This is a genomic window from Candidatus Caccoplasma merdavium (assembly GCA_018715595.1).
Lineage (GTDB): Bacteria > Bacteroidota > Bacteroidia > Bacteroidales > UBA11471 > Caccoplasma > Caccoplasma merdavium.
Genome location: DVLI01000003.1, coordinates 1 through 18,176 on the forward strand (window position 1 = coordinate 1; position 18,176 = coordinate 18,176).

An 18,176-nucleotide genomic window follows, 5' to 3' on the forward strand; every position below is an offset into this window, starting at 1 on the left:
CTGGCCGAGGCGACCCTCAACGGGGAACCTTTCGTTTCGAGCGACGGCATATTCTACCGCACCTCCATGACGCAAAACGCCGACATCGTATTCCGTTTCGAGGAGGAGACCCCGGCTCCCGACGACACGACCGTGGTCGAACCGGAATTCCATGCTTTATGGATAGCTTATGACCGTGACCTCGGCATCATACATGTCAACGACACGCTTCCCGCACCTTTTGCCGGGAATGTATCGAGCGATGAGACGGTCAAGATAAGTGTCCGTCCCAACGAAGGATACCAAGTAAAACAAGTCATCTGCAACGAAGAAGTCATCAGCGACCAAAACGACACGGCTTACTATGTGAGTCTGAAAGAAGACGCTTTGATACAAGTGCTCTTTGACGAGAGACAAGAAGGGTCCACAGAATATACGACGTTGACCATACAGGGTATAAACGGCGGAACGATGGAACAAGAAGTTGCCGTCGGCTCGACGCTGAATTTCAGAATCGTTCCCGACACGGGTTGGTCTTTGCACAGCGTGATGTTCAACGACGTCGACATGACCCAGCTCATCGACAGCAGCTACCTGTTCACAACCCCGGTACTGACAGAGCCGTCGACACTCTCGATCGTCTTCAAGGAACTCACATCGTTGCTCCAACAAAGCCATGCAAGTGCGGTGAAAGTTTACGGACAAAACGGACAAATCATCATAGAGAACATGCCCGCGAACGAAACCGCACGGATATATAACGAACTGGGTATCTTGATAAAAACCATCGATGGCAAAAGTCAACCCGATGCCCGCATCACAATCGAGCTGACCACCCAAGAAAGTTATATCGTCAAAATCGGCTCCGAGACATACAAATTACTGCTTTAATAGAAAAATAGTCTTTTCTTCAAACGGGTTGGCGGACTCTTCCGCTAACCCGTTTTTCATTTTAATGAAACAGAAATGTCATCGACTCGTCATCACCTTGAAATGCCAACCTTCGTTCTTTGCAGCAAAAATCATCACGATGAAAAAGCTACTGCTGGCCACCGCCATCGGACTGCTTCCGATATTGGCTCCGGCCCAAGAAACAGAGACCTATGACAAAGACGGCACAAGTGTTCCGGCACGGGTCTATTTCAAAGACGGGAAGCTGCATTTTGCGTCGAAGAACGAAAAGTTCCATCTTTGGTTCGACAACCGCATATACATCGATGGCTCTTACTACGCTCCCACGAGCGACATCACAGGTTTGTCGTCCAAGCCCAACAAAGACTTGGAAGAAGACGATGGCATCTTCCGTTTCAACAACGGCGTGAGTATTCGCCGGGCTCGCTTTGCCCTGAAAGCCGAACTGTATAACTGGTTTGCCGAGTTTGACCTCGACTTTGCCTACAACGAAGTCGAAATCAAGGACATGTTCCTGGGATACCGGTTCAACGACCACATCTCGATACAGGCAGGGCACTTCAAGGAACCCATGAGCATGGAACGTCTCACCAGTTCGAAATACCTCTCGTCGAACGAACGGCCCATGCCGGTAGAGATGTTTGCCGGAGGTCGACGCCTGGGTATCGCCGCCACGGCGTGGAACAAACACTGGTGGGTGAGCGGTGGTGTCTTCGGGCAACAGGTCGACATCATTCAGAAAGAGAAAAACCGTGGCAGCGACGGTTACGGATTTACCGGCCGCGTAGCGGTATCGCCCGTTGTCAATGACGTGCTGACACTGCACCTCGGCGGATATGCGACCTACCGTACCCCCGATGCCGCCGGCGAGGAAGACCGGTTCGTGGAGTTCCGCACCTTTCCCGAAAGCCGCACCGACCGTCGTCGCTTCGTCCGTGCAGAGATACCCAACGTAAACCACTACGCCACCTATGGCATCGAAGCAGCTGTCCGTTGGGACAAACTGCTCGTCTACGGAGAATATATCTTCACCGACCTCTCCCGATATAAACGAGGAACCGACGGCATGAAGCAACCGTTGAAAAACGCCACGTTCAACGGCTGGTATGCCACCGCTTCATACATGATACTGGGGAAACAACGCCGCTACTCTCCCGAAGATGCCGAATTCGGCCCGATGGAAGTGCGCCGCAAAGGGGGTAATCTTGAAATATCAGCCCGGGCCAGCCATGTCAATCTCAACGATTTCCATGATGCTTCATCGGTCATCACGGGAGGAAAAGCCTACGCCTACAATGCCACCCTCAACTGGTATCCCATACGCAACGTCCTGCTGGGACTGAACTATACGTTTGTCGACAACGACAAATACGCCGACGACAAAGGTCATATCACCCAAAACGGGTTGTCACTCAGCCAAGTGCGTCCAGAAGGCATAGATTTCAACATCATACAATTACGACTACTTGTATCTTTCTAAAAACCAAAAACTTATGAAGAAAAGACATCTCATCGGGATTCTCGCCGTCCTGACCGCCGTTTCAACCGCCTGCAAAGACGACAGTGAAACCGACCTCATAACCGGATCTTCCGATATAAAAGGTTTATATATCAACGAAGTATGTACCAGTGGCACCGATTGGATCGAGCTCTACAACGGCTCCGATTCGGAAATCAGCCTTGGCGGTTTTCTTTTGCAAGACAGCAAGGGAGCCGACGAAGAATACACGTTCCCGTCAGGAGCCAAAATAGGGTCCAAATCATACCTGGTCCTCTACAAGGAGAGCGACTTCTCCTTCGGGCTCAGCGGTAGCGGCGATGCCGTCACCCTCATCGACAACCAGGGACACATCATCGACAACATACTGGTACCCGCCTTGGACGACGGACAGACCTACGCCCGGGAAAGCGACGGCTCGTCCACCTGGGTGGTACTTTCCAGCGGGACGCCGGGACGCGACAACACCTCGGAGGGCGACGACAACACCCCCGGGACCAGTTCGCTCAAACTGTATATCAACGAAGTACTCTCCTCTCCTGCCGGCGACGACACCGACTTCATCGAGATTTACAACGGTGAGGAACAAGCCGTAAACATCGGCGGTTTCATACTGCAAGACGACAAAAAGGAGGCCGAGGAGTTCATCATTCCCGAAGGTACCGTCATTGCCGCCAAAGGGTTCGTCGTTTACAGCCAGGTATCGCCGGGCGAGGGCGACTCCTTCACGTTCGGCCTCAGTTCGGGTGGCGACAAGGTCATCTTCCTCGACAAGGAACGCAAACTCATCGACGAGGTAGAGACCCCCGACTTCAAAAGTGCCGGACAGGAAGGATTCTCCTATGGCCGCACCACCGACGGCGGCAACCAGTGGAGCATCATCGAGAGTCCTACCAAAGGAACGTCGAACGGAGCCTCGACGGGGAACGGACTCGCAGGCCAACTGCTCATCAACGAGGTCTACACGTTCAGCGACCAGTCGAGCATCGACGACCTCGACTTCATCGAGCTCTACAACGCCGGCAGCAACACCATCGACCTCTCGGGTCTGAAAATGTGGGAAAGCGGAGGCCAGGAAGAGGCTTGGACTTTCCCCGAAGGGAAAAAGATAGCCGCCGGTGAACGGCTCGTCATCGAATGCGACAAAGAGGAGTACTACAACGACCCGACCAACTATCCTTCCTGGGGACTGAGCAAAGGTCCCGATGAATACATCGTCCTGGCCGATGCCGACCTGAACATCATCGACGAGGTACACTGTCCCAGCCTGAAACAACACGAAAGCTACGGACGCCTGAGCGACGGCAGCGACCAGTGGGTCATCTTTGCCCAATATTCACGGGGAACCGCCAACGGCGGTGAGCAGCGCCAGCCGGTAACCAACACGCTGGGCCTCTGCATCAACGAAGTCTTCACCAACAACCAAGACGTGCAGACCCAACCGTGGAACGACACCAAAGACTTTATCGAGCTCTATAACAGCAGCGACAACGCCATCGACCTGAGCGGGTTCAGTCTGATGGACGATGCTCTCGACCCTGAGAAACAATATTTCTTCCCCGACGGGACAGTCATCGCCGCCAAAAGTTTCCTCACCCTCGACGTCGACAAGAAAAACACCAACGGCCCCGTGTTCGGCCTTGGCAAGGGGGGCGACTGGGTATTCCTCTACGACGCGTCGGGCCGGCTCATCGCCGAAATCGAGGCACCGGCTTTCGAAGACACCGAGGTTTACAGCGTAGGACGCCGCACCGATGGCGGCGACGAGATTGTCGTCTTTACCGAAGTTTCCAAGAACAACAGCAACAACGGTAAAGACATCAAATAACACGCACCATGAGAATATCCATTTTACATTATACTCTCCTGTTTTCCATTTTTCCACTCTTGATTTCCTGTCAAGAATCCAAGACCGTTGCGGGATTCCCCGCAACGGTTTCCGTCCCGTCGGAACGGGTAGATATAGAAGGATACCCCCCTATATACATCGGCGGGTACGGCTCGGACATGGCTTACAACCGGACAGACTCGAGCTTCTGGCTACTGACCGACCGCGGGCCCAATGTCGACGGAGCCACGGTCCACAGCAAGGTATTCCCACTGGCCGACTATACGCCGCACATCGGCGTGTTTAAATGGAAGGGCGACTCCTTGTGCCTCATTCGCAAAATCATGCTCCGTGAAAATGACAGTACATTCTTCTGCGGCCTGCCCCGCACCACCGGAGAGGGCATCACCGGAGAGAAAGCCTATGCGCCGGGCGGCAGCGAAATCATCACGGCCGAACGCAAAGGCATCGATACCGAAGGGCTTGCAGTGTCGCCCGACGGCACCTTTTGGGTGAGCGACGAGTACGGCCCCTATCTCCTGCACTTCAATGCCGACGGGATACTCATCGAGGAATATTCGCCGTTCAACGGAAAACTTCCTGCCCATTACGCCCTGCGGCAACCCAACCGCGGCATGGAGGGACTCTGCATCGGTAACGACGGAAAGACGCTCTATGGCATCATGCAGTCGCCTCTCGACGGCGGCTGTCCGGAGATATTCAGGACGAATATTCCCCTCCTGGTCATCGACACGGAAAACGGCACTTGCCGCGAATATGCCTACACACCCGACAGCCGGGAGTGCGGCGTAAGCGCCCTGGTATGCCTCGACGACACAACGCTGCTCGTTCTCGAACGCGACGGAAAATTCCCCGGCGATGGCGAAGTGTGCAAACGCATATACCGCATCACTCTGCCCGCAACCGACAGCTTGTGCCTGCTCTCCAAGACACTGGCTGCCGACCTGTTGCAGGTGTGTCCCGAATATGACCACGACAAGCCCGAAGGCATGGCCCTCATCAACGACTCGACACTCGGCGTTGTCAACGACGACGACTTCGGCATCGAGGCCACTGTCCCGGCCGGCTGCCGTTACCGGCAGAAACTGAAAAACAACGGTCGCACCGACCGCAACGAAATCTTCTTCTTCGGCTTTTAAGCACATCTATTTCATAAGACGGGAAACGGGTCCTATCCCCACGGGGAGACCCGTTTGATTTTTTTCACCATTTGGGGACAAAAACAACGCAGGGCACCTTCCCGAGGAAGGTGCCCTGCGCGTAAAGAGTAAGAAAAACTTACTTTCTGAGGCCCAGTTCTTTTACGATGGCACGGTAGCGCTCGATGTCGATTTTCTGGAGATAATCGAGCAGGCGGCGACGTTTACCTACCAGCATTTTCAGGGCTCTTTCGGTCGTATAATCTTTGTGATTTGACTTGAGGTGCTCAGTCAAATGAGAGATACGATAGGAAAATAATGCAATCTGGGACTCGGGAGAACCAGTATCAGTATTGTTCTTTCCGTACTTCTCAAAGATTTCCTTTTTTTTCTCTGACGTTAAATACATCTTTTTAACAGTTTTATATATGAATGAAATGTTTTGAGACCGCAAAGGTAGACAAATATTTCCGACCGACAAATGTTTTGGACGGTATTTTTCCTCATTTCTCCCCTGAAAATGAAAAAATTTACCTCTTTCGGCTTTGAAAAAGAGCAATTAACCGTCACGTCCATATCAATTATCGCATTTTTTATCGTACCTTTGCGCCGGAAAATTTTTTAAGGTATGCAAAAACAAAACATTCGGAATATCGCCATCATCGCCCACGTCGACCACGGAAAAACCACCCTCGTCGACAAGATGCTGATGGCCGGCCGCCTCTTCCGTGACAACCAGAACACGGGCGAGCTCATGCTCGACAACAACGACCTCGAACGGGAACGCGGCATAACGATTCTGTCGAAAAACGTATCGATACGGTACAAAGACTGCAAGATAAACATCATCGACACCCCGGGGCACGCCGACTTCGGTGGCGAGGTGGAACGCGTACTCAACATGGCCGACGGCTGCCTGCTGCTGGTCGACGCCTTCGAAGGTCCCATGCCCCAAACCCGCTTTGTGTTGCAAAAGGCCATTCAGATGGGGCTGAAACCCATCGTCGTCATCAACAAGGTCGACAAGCAGAACTGCCGTCCCGACGAGGTGCAGGAAATGGTATTCGAACTGATGTTCAACCTCAATGCCACCGAGGAACAACTCGACTTCCCCACCATCTACGGTTCGGCCAAACAAAACTGGATGTCGACCGACTGGCGCAAACCCACCGACAACATCTCGGTATTGCTCGATACCATCATCGAACACATTCCCGCCCCGGAATATATCGAAGGCCCCTCGCAAATGCTCATCACCTCGCTCGACTTCTCGTCGTATGTGGGCCGTATCGCCATAGGCCGCATACACCGCGGTGAATTGCGCGAAGGCCAAGACATCGTGTTGTGCAAGCGCGACGGCTCGACCGTGAAACAACGCATCAAGGAACTGCACATCTTCGAAGGCATGGGCCGCACCCGCGTCGAAAGCGCTGCTTCGGGTGAGATATGCGCCCTGGTAGGCATAGAGGGCTTCGAAATCGGCGATACCATTGCCGATGTCAATACCCCCGAAGCACTGCCCCGTATCGCCATCGACGAGCCCACCATGTCGATGACCTTCACCAACAACGATTCGCCCTTCTTCGGCCGCGACGGAAAGTATGTCACCTCGCGCCACATCGCCGAACGCCTCGAAAAAGAGTTGGAACGCAACCTCGCCCTGCGCGTCGAGAAAGCACCCGAAGACGGCGTGTGGACAGTCTATGGCCGCGGTGTGCTGCACCTCTCGATTCTCATCGAGACGATGCGCCGCGAAGGCTATGAACTGCAAGTGGGACAACCCCAGGTCATCGTCAAGGAAATCGACGGTGTAAAATGCGAACCCGTGGAACAGCTCACCATCAACGTTCCCGAAGAGTACGCCAGCAAAATGATCGACATGGTAACCCGCCGCAAAGGCGACCTGCTCTCGATGGACACGCAAGGCGACCGCATACACCTCGAATTCTCGATTCCCTCGCGCGGCATCATCGGCCTGCGCAACAACGTGCTCACCGCTTCGGCCGGCGAAGCCATCATGGCCCACCGATTCCTCGAATACCAGCCGTGGAAAGGCGACATCGAACGCCGCACCAACGGTTCGCTCATCGCCATGGAGGCCGGTACCGCATACGCCTATGCACTCGACAAGCTGCAAGACCGCGGCCGCTTCTTCATCTTCCCGCAGGAAGAGGTCTATGCGGGACAGGTCGTGGGCGAGAACGCCAAGGAGGGCGACATCGTGGTCAACGTCACCAAGTCAAAAAAGCTCACCAACATGCGTGCATCGGGTGCCGACGAAAAGGCGCGCATCATTCCGCCCATCGTGATGAGCCTCGAAGAGTCGCTCGAATACATCAAGGAAGACGAGTACCTCGAAGTGACCCCCCATCACCTGCGCATACGCAAAATCATTCTCGACGAACTCGAACGCAAACGTGCCAACCGATAATGGAAGGGAGGGCTCCTCAACGCCCTCCCTTCCAGAAACAATGAGCCGCAGGTCGAATGACCTGCGGCTCGTTTTCCTTATTGACCGGGAGGAGTGATTGCCACCCGACAAGCCCCCTCACTTCACCGTCGGAGCCTGCAACTTGAAACGAAGGCGCAGACGGCCGGGCTCATAGTCGTGGCTGATGATTTTGAAAACACCTATCTCCGACGTATTGGCCACATGCGCGCCGATGCAGGCACACACATCGTAGTCGCCCACCCGCACCAGACGCAACGTCTCGCTCACGTCGTCGGGCAACTTCGAGACATCGACCTCGGCGGGAACTTCGGCTCGCGCGACAAACTCCTCGGTAACCGGCAGGGCACTGGCTATGACCTCGTTGACTTTCGCCTCGACGGCGGCCAACTGCCCGGCCGTAGGCTCCTCGGGCAATTCATAGTCGCACTTGCTCTTCTTGCGCTCGATGTGTGCGTTGCGTGAACGCGGACAACCGAACATCTCGACCATCGTGCGGTTCAAGATATGCTCGGCCGTGTGCATGGGGGGATATTCCTGCTTGTTGTGTTCGTTGAGTTGGGGTTGTTCCATAACAATGACAAATTATTTTTTCCTCTGCAAATAGGCATTATTTTTAATTTCGATGGAGAGCGGCTCTATATCGCTCAAAACCTTTATTCCGCAATCGGGATAATCCTTCCCGGCAAAAAGCTTTATTCCTATCGGATAAGACAACCGTCCGATTTGCGGATCGACCGGAATCCAGCCGGCACCATTCACATAACATTCAGCCCAAGCATGGGCACCGCCAACGATCTGCGGTGGATAATAAACATACCCGGTAATAAAGCGACATGGAATAGACCTCGAACGCATCAAGGCAATAAACAGATTGGTATGCTCGCTACAAGTGCCTTTCCTGCGTCGGAGTATGGTCGCAATATCTTCCGTGATACTATTGCCCTTGTCTATTTCCACAGCCAGGGAATCATCGAAGGTCTCAATATAAGTCGATGCAAATTTCAAACCCTTGCTTATAATCGACCACACATTTTTTTCATTTCCAAACAACGTATCTGCAATCACTTGTAACTCGGGCAGGCGATAATCGATAAGAGTTGTCGGTTCCAAAAACGGCAACACGTCAGAAGGATAAGGCAAACTCGGATCAACGACGGCCTGCTTCACTATTTTAAGAAGAGACGTATCGGCCTTTACGGCTGAATTCCGTATCGTAACATGACAGATACTATCAACTTGCCGGAAAGATACGACCTCCTGCGGATAGGAATCGAGTGCGGCACGGTTAAAATACCGTAATTGCATTTTATAGATAATCTGCGCATATCCACCTGCGCTACCACATACCAATAAGAATATTACAAAGATTTTTTTCATTACAAAGATTTTATACCCATCTCGCCTTATTTATGCAATACTACGAAGCCTCATTCATTCTCTCCATTCCCACGACAGCCGCACGATGTCTTCCTCGACAAGTTCGCTGCCCATCTGCACCTCGATGATCTGCAAGTCGGTGACAGCCCGCACGGCGTGCTTCTGTCCCACCTTGATGTGTATGACATCGCCCCGGCCCACTTCGACGACACGACCGTCGAGCGCCAGCTGTCCCCGACCGTCGATAAAGGTCCACACCTCCTCGCGACGGTTGTGATACTGGTAGCTGATGTTGCAACCGGCCTTGATGCAGAGGAGCTTGGTCAGGGCTCGATAGCCGTCGGGCAATACGTTGTAGCCCATCACCTTGTAGGTACCCCAGCGCCGCTCCTCATACATGGGTCGCTTGGCAAAACGGGTGGCATAGGATTTGAGGCGGGTGCAAGAGTCCTTATCGCCCACCAGGATTCCGTCGGGACTGGCTGCCACGATGGCGTTTTTCATGCCGAGGCACACAATCGGTATCTCCAACTCATTCACCACATGGGTACCGTCGGAGCCTTCGCCCATGACGGCATTGCCGATGGTGCGGTCGGGCATTTCCTCGGTGAGGCTGTTCCAGGTTCCGAGGTCTTTCCAATTTCCGTTGAAAGGTACCACACCCACCGACGAGGTTTTCTCCACCACCTCGAAATCGAAACTGATTTTGGGCAGTTCGAGATAACGCAACCGCATCTCGTCGAAGGTGTCGGCCTTGACATAACGGGCAATGTAATCGTCGAGGAAACCCAGTTTGAAGGCAAAGACGCCCCCATTCCAAAGAGCCCCTTCGCGTATCAACTTCTCGGCATACTGAATCTCGGGCTTTTCGACGAAACGGACTACCGGATAAACGTCGGCATCGGCATGTGCCATGTCGGGAATGATATAACCGAATGTCGCCGAAGGTCTCTTCGGGCGGATTCCCATCAACATCACATCGGCGGCACCCCGCTCGGCGGCCGCGGCCATCTGCACGATGACGGCAAAATAACTTTCATCGGTATAGGGGTCGATGGGCATCACCACGACAACCTCGTCGCGACCGCATTGCTTGTCTTTGAGCAGATGGGTCGTCGCCAAAGCTATCGCGGGGAAGGTGTTGCGACGTTCGGGCTCGGTAACCACGTCGACAGCATTACCGAGCTGGGTGGTTATGGCATCTTTCTGCGACACGCTGGTAGCGACCGTGATGGGGGCGTCGAGCCCCGACTCCTTGATTTGCCGCACAATGCGTTGCAGCATCGACTCCCGCGTACCGTCGGGAGCTTCGAGCAATTTGAGGAACTGTTTGGAGCGGGCGTCGTTCGACAACGGCCAAAGGCGTTTTCCCGAGCCGCCCGATAATAATATGATTCTCATATCGATGGGTTAATACTTTGACAATACCAGTGATAAAGGCGCTTGACACCTTCTTCGATTTCTATCTTGTGGCACCACCCAAGGCTATGCAGGCGGGTCACGTCGCAGAGTTTGCGGGGCGTACCGTCGGGCTTGGTGGCGTCGAATTGCAACCGGCCCCGATAGCCGATTGTGGCGACAATGAGCCGGGCCAAGTCGCCGATGGAGATTTCTTTTCCCGTACCGATATTGATATGGCAGTTGCGCACCTCCTTCGAGGTTCCCGCCAAGTCCTTGAAATCGACCTGCTCCATCACGAAGACGCTGGCATCGGCCATCTCTTCGGACCACAGAAACTCTCTCAACGGACGGCCGGTTCCCCACAGGGTGACCGCCTCGGCCGCAATGCCGTAACGGAGAAGGGTGGCCACGATGGTCTCCTTGTCGGCCGCACCGGTCACCCCTTCGACGGGGCGACAATCCAAGTCGGCCCGCACACTCTTCCAGTCGCCCTCGTGCAGACTGTGCGCCAGGAATATCTTGCGCATCATGGCCGGTATGACATGGGAATTTTCGAGATGGAAGTTGTCGTTGGGGCCGTACAGGTTGGTCGGCATCACGGCCAGGTAATTGGTACCGTATTGCAGGTTGAAGCTCTCGCACATCTTCAAGCCGACGATTTTCGACAGGGCATACGGTTCATTGGTATATTCGAGCGGCCCCGTCAACAGATATTCTTCCTTGATGGGCTGCGGACAATCGCGGGGATAGATGCATGTCGAGCCCAAGACCAGCATTTTCTTCACCCCGTGGCGGAAAGCCTCGCCGATAACATTCTGCTGTATCTGCAAATTTTCGTATATAAAATCGGCGCGATAGGTGTTGTTGGCCATAATCCCGCCCACATGAGCGGCGGCCAAGATGACATAATCGGGGCGTTCTTCGTCGAAAAAGCGTTTCACGGCGACCCCGTCGAGCAAGTCGAGCTCGGCATGCGTGCGCCCCACCAAAGAGGTGTAGCCTTTGACCCGCAGGTTGTTCCAAATGGCCGAGCCTACCAGCCCCCGATGGCCGGCGACATAGATTTTCGCATTCTTTTCCATACTCACTGCCCGATTTGTGAACGAAGATAGAGTTTTTTCACAAATTTCATATCATGCTCCACCATAATTCTCACCAATTCGGGGAAAGTCGTCTTGCGCGGATTCCACCCCAACAGGGTCCTGGCCTTGGTGGGGTCACCCAACAACTGCTCCACCTCAGCGGGACGGAAGAAGCGCGGGTCGACCGCCACAAGCACACGCCCCGTAGCCTTGTCGATGCCCACTTCGTCGACGCCCTCGCCTTCCCAGCGGAGTTCGATGCCCACCTCCTTGAAGGCCAGTGCCGTAAATTCCCGCACGGTATGGTATTCGCCGGTAGCGATGACAAAGTCCTCGGGCGTGTCGTGTTGAAGCATCAGCCACATGCACTCGACATAATCCTTGGCATACCCCCAGTCGCGCAAGGCATTGAGGTTGCCCAGGTAGAGCTTGTCCTGATAGCCCTGCGCTATGCGGGCGGCGGCCAGGGTAATCTTGCGCGTGACGAAATTCTCGCCGCGCCGCTCCGATTCATGGTTGAAAAGGATACCGTTCACGGCAAACATGCCGTATGCCTCGCGGTAGTTCTTGGTAATCCAGAAACCGTATTGCTTGGCCACGCCATAGGGCGAACGGGGATAGAACGGGGTGGTCTCCCGCTGGGGGACTTCCTGCACCAACCCGAAGAGTTCCGAGGTCGATGCCTGATAGATGCGACACCGCTTTTCGAGGCCGAGAATGCGCACGGCTTCGAGCAAACGCAGGGTGCCCAAAGCATCGGCCTCGGCCGTATATTCGGGCACGTCGAACGAGACTTTGACGTGTGACTGTGCGGCAAGGTTATAAATTTCACCGGGCTGCACGGCCTGAATGATGCGCACCAGCGACGACGAGTCAGTCATGTCGCCATAATGCAGATTTATCAACCGCTTTTGGTGCATGTCGCGCACCCATTCATCGAGATAGAGATGCTCTATGCGTCCGGTATTGAACGACGACGAGCGGCGAAGGATTCCATGTACTTCATACCCTTTTTCCAAAAGAAACTCGGCCAAGAACGAACCGTCCTGACCGGTAATGCCTGTAATCAATGCTTTTTTCATCTGTATCGTTTTTTATCGGTTTCGATCCCCTCCGCGATTGACAAGAAGCCGACGGGTCAATTGCAAATATACGAAAAGAAGGGTGCAAAAAGTCATGTTGATTGAACGTTTTGCTCAATCGCCCCTCATTTTACAAATATACGAAAAGAAGAAACAGACTGTTTCTCAAACAAAAAATGGGAGCAGACATCTGCTCCCTTCCAATACCCTATAAACAAACATTCGAATTGAGGAATTACACTTCGAGCAACTTTTTGGCGTCGACATACTGGGCAATACCCACAGCCACCCGCTTGGCCTCTTTCATGGCCAACACGACGGTCTGCGGCGTGTGCACCACATCGCCGCCGGCGAATACCCCTTTGCGCGTAGTCATGCCATAGGGCCGCTCACGCGTGATGACATATCCCGACTCGTCGACATCGATACCCGTCGTCGTCGAGACGATGCGATTGGCCGGCCGCGAGCCGATGGCCAGCAAGATACGATTGAAGGCTAATGTTTTTTCTCCTTCGGGCGTATCGGCTTTCAGCCCGGTAATCCAGCCTGAATTGTTGTCACAAACAAACTCTTTGGTCGCCGTACACCACAAGAATTTCACGCCTTCGGCCACGGCATCTTCATATTCCGACCGCAACGCCGACATCTCCGCCTCGGTCTTATGGTAAATCACATACACCTCCTTGGCTCCCATGCGCAGGGCGGTGCGGGCAGCGTCCATACCCACATTGCCGCAACCTATCACGCCCACGACCTCGCCTTCGTGCACAGGCACTTCACGGCGGTCGATGTCGCCGAAATTGTAAAGGCTCACCATGCGCAGGAAGTACGACGACTGCACGATGCCCTTCAACTCACAGCCGGGCAGATTGAGCGACTTGGGCAAGGCGGTTCCCGAACCGATGAAGACGGCATCGTATTCCTGCTCGAAGATGCGGTCGACGTCGATGTCCTTGCCCACGACACAGTTGGTAATGAAGGTCACGCCGAGTGCCTCGATTTTCTTTATCTCCTTGCGCACCACCTCTTTGGGCAGGCGATATTCGGGAATGCCGAACATGAGCACGCCACCCGGCTCGGGCTGGCTCTCGAAGATGGTCACATTGAATCCCTGACGGGCCAAATCGCCGGCCACCGTCAGTCCCGCCGGACCCGAACCGATAATGGCCACCTTTCCGCGGGTCTTTTGCGGCAGACGTTCCCTGATAAGGCTCATCTCCACGTCGAAGTCGGCAATGAAACGTTCGAGCATGCCGATGCGTATGCCTTTTCCCTTGGGGTAGAGTATGCAATGCCCCTCGCACTGCTTCTCGTGCGGGCATACCCGCCCGCAAATGGCCGGCAGGTTGCTGCGCTCGTTGATGACCGCCATGGCATCACCCATGTTTCCCATCGACAACTGATGGATAAACGAGGGTATGTCGTTCTCGATGGGACACCCCTTGCGACAGGAAGGATTCTTGCAGTTCAAGCAACGCTTGGCCTCGTCGATGGCCTCCTTGATGGTGTATCCGCTCACTTCATAAAATTTCAGGCTCTTGTTTATTTCCATGCACTCTATCTTGTTTATAGCCTATTTTGACAATTAGACTTTGCAAATATCTATCTTATTTTGCAAAGCGCGTATTGCAAAATAAGAGTTTTTAGAAAATTTAATATTTCGACTGCCATCAATCGGGAAGAAATAGTGACTCCCCGACATAAAAAAGGTGCAAACCTTTTCGTAAAAGCATTTGCACCTCAACAGGGACTCGCCACGCTCCTTGTCTATCTGAAAAATCCGGTTTTCTCGATATACTCTTCAACTGGCCACAAACCCTTGCACTTTACCAACACGCGATGCGACTTATCGGTAAGGAAACAAGTGGGCATGGCTTGACAACCGTAAACGATTTTCACCGGAGTTGCATCGCCCATGAAATCGGAAACGTAAATATATTTCCCGCCATAACGTTCTTGGGTTTTCTTCAATTCTTTCAAAGACTCGTCAAGGCAATAAACCACAATAAAAAAGTCATCGCGGGAGGTCGCGGAACAGAGGCTGTCGAGATAAGCCCGCCCGGACGCTCCCATGCAACCCAACCCTTCATAAATGAACAGCAACCGCTTGTCGTCGAGCAACGACCGGTCTAACGGCGTACCATCGGACTGCATACAAGGGAACAACGGCAAGGTATCGCCCTCGACTATCTGATGGCTCGAAACGTGTGCCTGGATATTCTTTCCGTAAAAAGAGTCCCGCATATCGGGCGTAAGGGTATTCAGGATGTGCTGCAATGTATCCTTACAAACATCATCTCGAACCATATAAAGCCTTTGCAATCCACTCGGCACAGAAGCAAAACGACAAGCCAGCCGAGCATTCTCCCGGAGTGCCTTATCGTACACTTCTTGAAAAGCCGACCGCAAGCTGTCGTGTTTCTCTTCGGGAAGTTCTTTCCATAAACGACCAAACTCCGCTTCGCTTTGATAATAGGCATCCCATAAAATACTATCCTGTCGCAAATAATTGGCCTCGGTAATTTCGTCCTGCGCCCATGAACCGGGAAGACATACCCCCATCACAAGGAGGATAATAAAAAATCTTTTCATATCTCTCTTTTTATTTTATTAGACGTTTTTCCTCAAATAAGGTTACAATCCCGACAAATTATCTCGCTCCTGGGCCAAAAGGGAATAGACATTCAGGTCGTAATACCGGCCATCTCCGGCATACTCACCGGCCCTCTCCACGCCTTCGAGCCGAAAGCCCAACCGGCGGGGTATGGCATTGGAAGGGGCATTACCCACGGCACACTTTATCTGCACACGGTTCATCACCCTGACATCGAACGCCCACAAGCACAAGGCAGCGACACTGCGCGACATGATGCCACGGCCCCGCCACGGAGGCAACAGCCAATAGCCCACCTCGGTCTTGCGGTTTACCCGGTCGGTCGTGACAAATCCTATCAAACCGCAAAACACCCCGTCGGAGAGAATTTTGAACGTATAATTGCGCAGGTCGGTGGGGACGGCGCAAAGCCCCGAAAGGAACACCGCCTCGTCGGCCTCGGTATGGAGGTTGTCGACAAACGGCAGCCACCGGCGCAAATCGTCACGCCAGGCATCGATGGCACGAAACAGCAACCCGGCATCGGCCTCGGTCGCCTCGATGAGCGTCAATGTATCATCGACAGGAAGTATCAAAAGAGACCTTTCCATCAATCATTGCTTATTTTATAGGTTACCTTGAAGCCATGCTGCCGGAGCGACCTTTCTATATCACTCATTCGCTTCTTGTTGGCATTGGCGTCGGGATACAAGACTATATAGGGAGGCATATCCACCAACATCTCTTCATACTCGTTGCAATCGTAATGATGGCCCTCGCTCCTGTCGATTCCTTCGGGCACCCATATAAAGCCATCGGCCTGAATAATGATTTTGCTGTCCAAGTCGATAAGAAGAGTGGTCCCCTCACTGTCTTTCGTAACAACCGCCTCGGGATCGAGATAAGTGATGTTCTGCCGCCACATCTTGCTGCCGTCGGTAAGCGAATCGGCCGCACAGAATCCACGTTTTGAAGCATCAAAGGTCAAGGTGTATTTTCCCTCGACATCTTCGCCGAGTTCTATCTGCCCGTTGGGTGCCGAATAGGGAGCATAGCTTACGCTAGGATAGGTAAAATAGGTCTCTCCCGGACGGGAGACGGCCGAGAGGATATAGTCGGCCGAGGCCACGGGTGTTCCCGCATATCCGCCACCCACATAAACCATATCCATGCCTTTATCCCAGCGCGACTGTATAAATTCCTTGGGAGAGTCGGAGGTAAATGTCTGGAAACTCTGTGCCACGTCGGCCGATACATGCTTGCTTTTCGATGCCACCATAAAGTATTCGCCGCCACCATATTCCAGCAAGGTGAGGTTATATCCCTCATTCCAGGCTTCATCGGCACACCGGCTGAGCAACTCGCGCGTGGGGACAAAAAAATACTGCTGCTCGGTAATGCCTGTACCCTCGCTCACAATGAATACCCATTCGTCGCCATCGTAGGTGGCCTGCGTGATAAACTGACCTTTTTCCCAACAGTTCTGCACCGACTCGTACAGTTCGTTGCTCGCACAGGTTATATACGACTGCTCGGTGTAGCCGGTATTCTGCGAGACGACAAACATCCAGTGGGTGCGGTTCGACGCCACATGGGTAATGCGGTAACCGGCCCCGTACTTCTCGGCCAGCCACTCCTTGGGCCACTCCTTGCCGTAGTAATACGACTGCCCCGTGTAGCCGCTGTTGCGGCACATGGCGATAAACCAGCCCCGATGGGTATGCGCCGCCGAGACGATGCAATAACCCTTGTCCCAATACTCCTTGATCTTGTCTTGTTGCAAAGGTTGTCCGCTGCCGCTGAACGACCACGACGTGCCCTGGTAAGGCAGGTTGCCCTGCATGAGCATCAGTACCATATCCTGTGCATGGAGCGGAAGCAAGGCGGCTATTCCGAAAGCCACCGCAACGAAAAGATGTTTTTTCGGCATATCTTTCTCGATTTGTTTCGGGTAAAGATAGTATATCTTCCACAAGAAAGCGAGGGGGAAAAGAATTTTTTTCTTTTCCCCCTCGCTTCTGTAACACGGTCGATATTCTATCGCACGATGCGGGTTCCACCCGACAAGATGGCGTCGGCACGGGTGATGACCACCTCCTTCACGCCCGCCGAAATGGCTTCGAAGGCATTTTCGAGCTTGGGTATCATACCTCCCTGCACCACACCGTCGACCACAAGGGCATCGAACATCGGTCGGTCGATAGAGGGTATCACGCTTTCGTCGTCGTTCTCGTCGCGCAACACGCCCTTTTTCTCAAAACAATATACGAGCGTTACATCGAAGTAGGGAGCCAGAGCCTTGGCAGCCTCACCGGCAATGGTGTCGGCGTTGGTATTGAGCAGCTGGCCGTGACCGTCGTGCGTGAGCGGCGCCAGCACGGGGACAACCCCGTCGGCAATGAGTCGTGCCAGTTTATCGCCGTGTGCGGCCTTGACGTCGCCCACAAATCCGTAATCGACCTCCTTGACGGGACGTTTTTCCGAACGGAGAATGTCCAGGTCGGCACCGGTCATGCCGAGGGCATCGACGCCGAGGGCTTGCAGACCGGCGACGATGTTCTTATTGACCAATCCGCCGTAGACCATGGTCACGACGCGCAACATATCGGCATCGGTGATGCGGCGCCCGCCGACCATGCGGCTGGGTATGCCCAACTGCTCGGCCACCTTGGTCGCCGAACGGCCACCGCCATGCACCAACAGTTTATGTCCTTCGATGGCGGTGAAGTCGTGCAACAGGCGTTGCAGGGTATCGGGCTCTTCGACGATTTTCCCGCCCACTTTGACAAGTATGAGTTTTTCCATGATGTTT

General features: G+C 53.7%; 16 protein-coding genes. 5 read left to right on the forward strand and 11 right to left on the reverse strand.

Features of this window, described 5'->3' with window-relative positions:
- From IAD09_00520 to IAD09_00535, 4 genes are all read left to right on the forward strand, one after another.
- A partial coding sequence (locus tag IAD09_00520; protein ID HIT80720.1) for a hypothetical protein occupies nucleotides 1-870 on the forward strand: 870 nt, incomplete at its 5' end.
- 139 nt (nucleotides 871-1,009) lie between these two features.
- Nucleotides 1,010-2,371 carry a porin gene (locus IAD09_00525; GenBank protein HIT80721.1) on the forward strand — a complete coding sequence of 454 codons (1,362 nt, stop codon included), beginning with the start codon at nucleotides 1,010-1,012 and terminating at the stop codon, nucleotides 2,369-2,371.
- A gap of 13 nt (nucleotides 2,372-2,384) precedes the next feature.
- On the forward strand, nucleotides 2,385-4,217 hold the full coding sequence (locus IAD09_00530) for a lamin tail domain-containing protein (GenBank protein HIT80722.1): 1,833 nt from the start codon (nucleotides 2,385-2,387) through the stop codon (nucleotides 4,215-4,217).
- Nucleotides 4,218-4,396: 179 nt separating this feature from the next.
- Nucleotides 4,397-5,377 (forward strand): esterase-like activity of phytase family protein, encoded by a 981-nt coding sequence (locus IAD09_00535; GenBank protein ID HIT80723.1) that lies wholly within the window; start codon nucleotides 4,397-4,399, stop codon nucleotides 5,375-5,377.
- Between the two features lie 139 nt (nucleotides 5,378-5,516).
- Here IAD09_00535 and rpsO read toward each other — a convergent pair whose 3' ends face one another.
- Nucleotides 5,517-5,786, reverse strand: a complete 270-nt coding sequence (gene rpsO, locus IAD09_00540; GenBank protein ID HIT80724.1) for a 30S ribosomal protein S15 — start codon at nucleotides 5,784-5,786, stop codon at nucleotides 5,517-5,519.
- Between the two features lie 219 nt (nucleotides 5,787-6,005).
- Here rpsO and typA point away from each other — a divergent pair, with 219 nt between their 5' ends.
- A complete protein-coding gene (gene typA / locus IAD09_00545) occupies nucleotides 6,006-7,808 on the forward strand; it encodes a translational GTPase TypA (protein HIT80725.1) in 1,803 nt (600 codons plus the stop codon).
- Between the two features lie 117 nt (nucleotides 7,809-7,925).
- Here typA and IAD09_00550 read toward each other — a convergent pair whose 3' ends face one another.
- From IAD09_00550 to argB, 10 genes are all read right to left on the reverse strand, one after another.
- A complete protein-coding gene (locus IAD09_00550) occupies nucleotides 7,926-8,399 on the reverse strand; it encodes a hypothetical protein (protein HIT80726.1) in 474 nt (157 codons plus the stop codon).
- Nucleotides 8,400-8,411: 12 nt separating this feature from the next.
- Nucleotides 8,412-9,206 (reverse strand): transglutaminase domain-containing protein, encoded by a 795-nt coding sequence (locus IAD09_00555; GenBank protein HIT80727.1) that lies wholly within the window; start codon nucleotides 9,204-9,206, stop codon nucleotides 8,412-8,414.
- A 54-nt stretch (nucleotides 9,207-9,260) separates the two neighbouring features.
- Entirely contained in the window at nucleotides 9,261-10,607 is a 1,347-nt protein-coding gene (locus tag IAD09_00560) for a cupin domain-containing protein (protein ID HIT80728.1), read from the reverse strand.
- Complete coding sequence (locus tag IAD09_00565; GenBank protein ID HIT80729.1) at nucleotides 10,604-11,689, reverse strand: GDP-L-fucose synthase; 1,086 nt, start codon at nucleotides 11,687-11,689, stop codon at nucleotides 10,604-10,606. The genes IAD09_00560 and IAD09_00565 overlap by 4 nt, the downstream gene beginning before the upstream one ends.
- A gap of 2 nt (nucleotides 11,690-11,691) precedes the next feature.
- Nucleotides 11,692-12,771 (reverse strand): GDP-mannose 4,6-dehydratase, encoded by a 1,080-nt coding sequence (gmd, locus tag IAD09_00570; protein ID HIT80730.1) that lies wholly within the window; start codon nucleotides 12,769-12,771, stop codon nucleotides 11,692-11,694.
- A gap of 235 nt (nucleotides 12,772-13,006) precedes the next feature.
- Nucleotides 13,007-14,323 (reverse strand): NAD(P)-dependent oxidoreductase, encoded by a 1,317-nt coding sequence (locus tag IAD09_00575; GenBank protein ID HIT80731.1) that lies wholly within the window; start codon nucleotides 14,321-14,323, stop codon nucleotides 13,007-13,009.
- 215 nt (nucleotides 14,324-14,538) lie between these two features.
- Nucleotides 14,539-15,363 (reverse strand): hypothetical protein, encoded by an 825-nt coding sequence (locus IAD09_00580; protein ID HIT80732.1) that lies wholly within the window; start codon nucleotides 15,361-15,363, stop codon nucleotides 14,539-14,541.
- Between the two features lie 42 nt (nucleotides 15,364-15,405).
- Nucleotides 15,406-15,975 carry a GNAT family N-acetyltransferase gene (locus IAD09_00585; GenBank protein HIT80733.1) on the reverse strand — a complete coding sequence of 190 codons (570 nt, stop codon included), beginning with the start codon at nucleotides 15,973-15,975 and terminating at the stop codon, nucleotides 15,406-15,408.
- Nucleotides 15,975-17,294 (reverse strand): hypothetical protein, encoded by a 1,320-nt coding sequence (locus tag IAD09_00590; protein ID HIT80734.1) that lies wholly within the window; start codon nucleotides 17,292-17,294, stop codon nucleotides 15,975-15,977. Before IAD09_00590 ends, IAD09_00585 begins: the two co-directional genes overlap by 1 nt.
- A gap of 107 nt (nucleotides 17,295-17,401) precedes the next feature.
- The gene (gene argB, locus IAD09_00595) at nucleotides 17,402-18,169 is read right to left on the reverse strand and encodes an acetylglutamate kinase (GenBank protein ID HIT80735.1); all 768 of its coding nucleotides are present in this window, start codon (nucleotides 18,167-18,169) and stop codon (nucleotides 17,402-17,404) included.
- Nucleotides 18,170-18,176 lie beyond the last annotated feature (7 nt).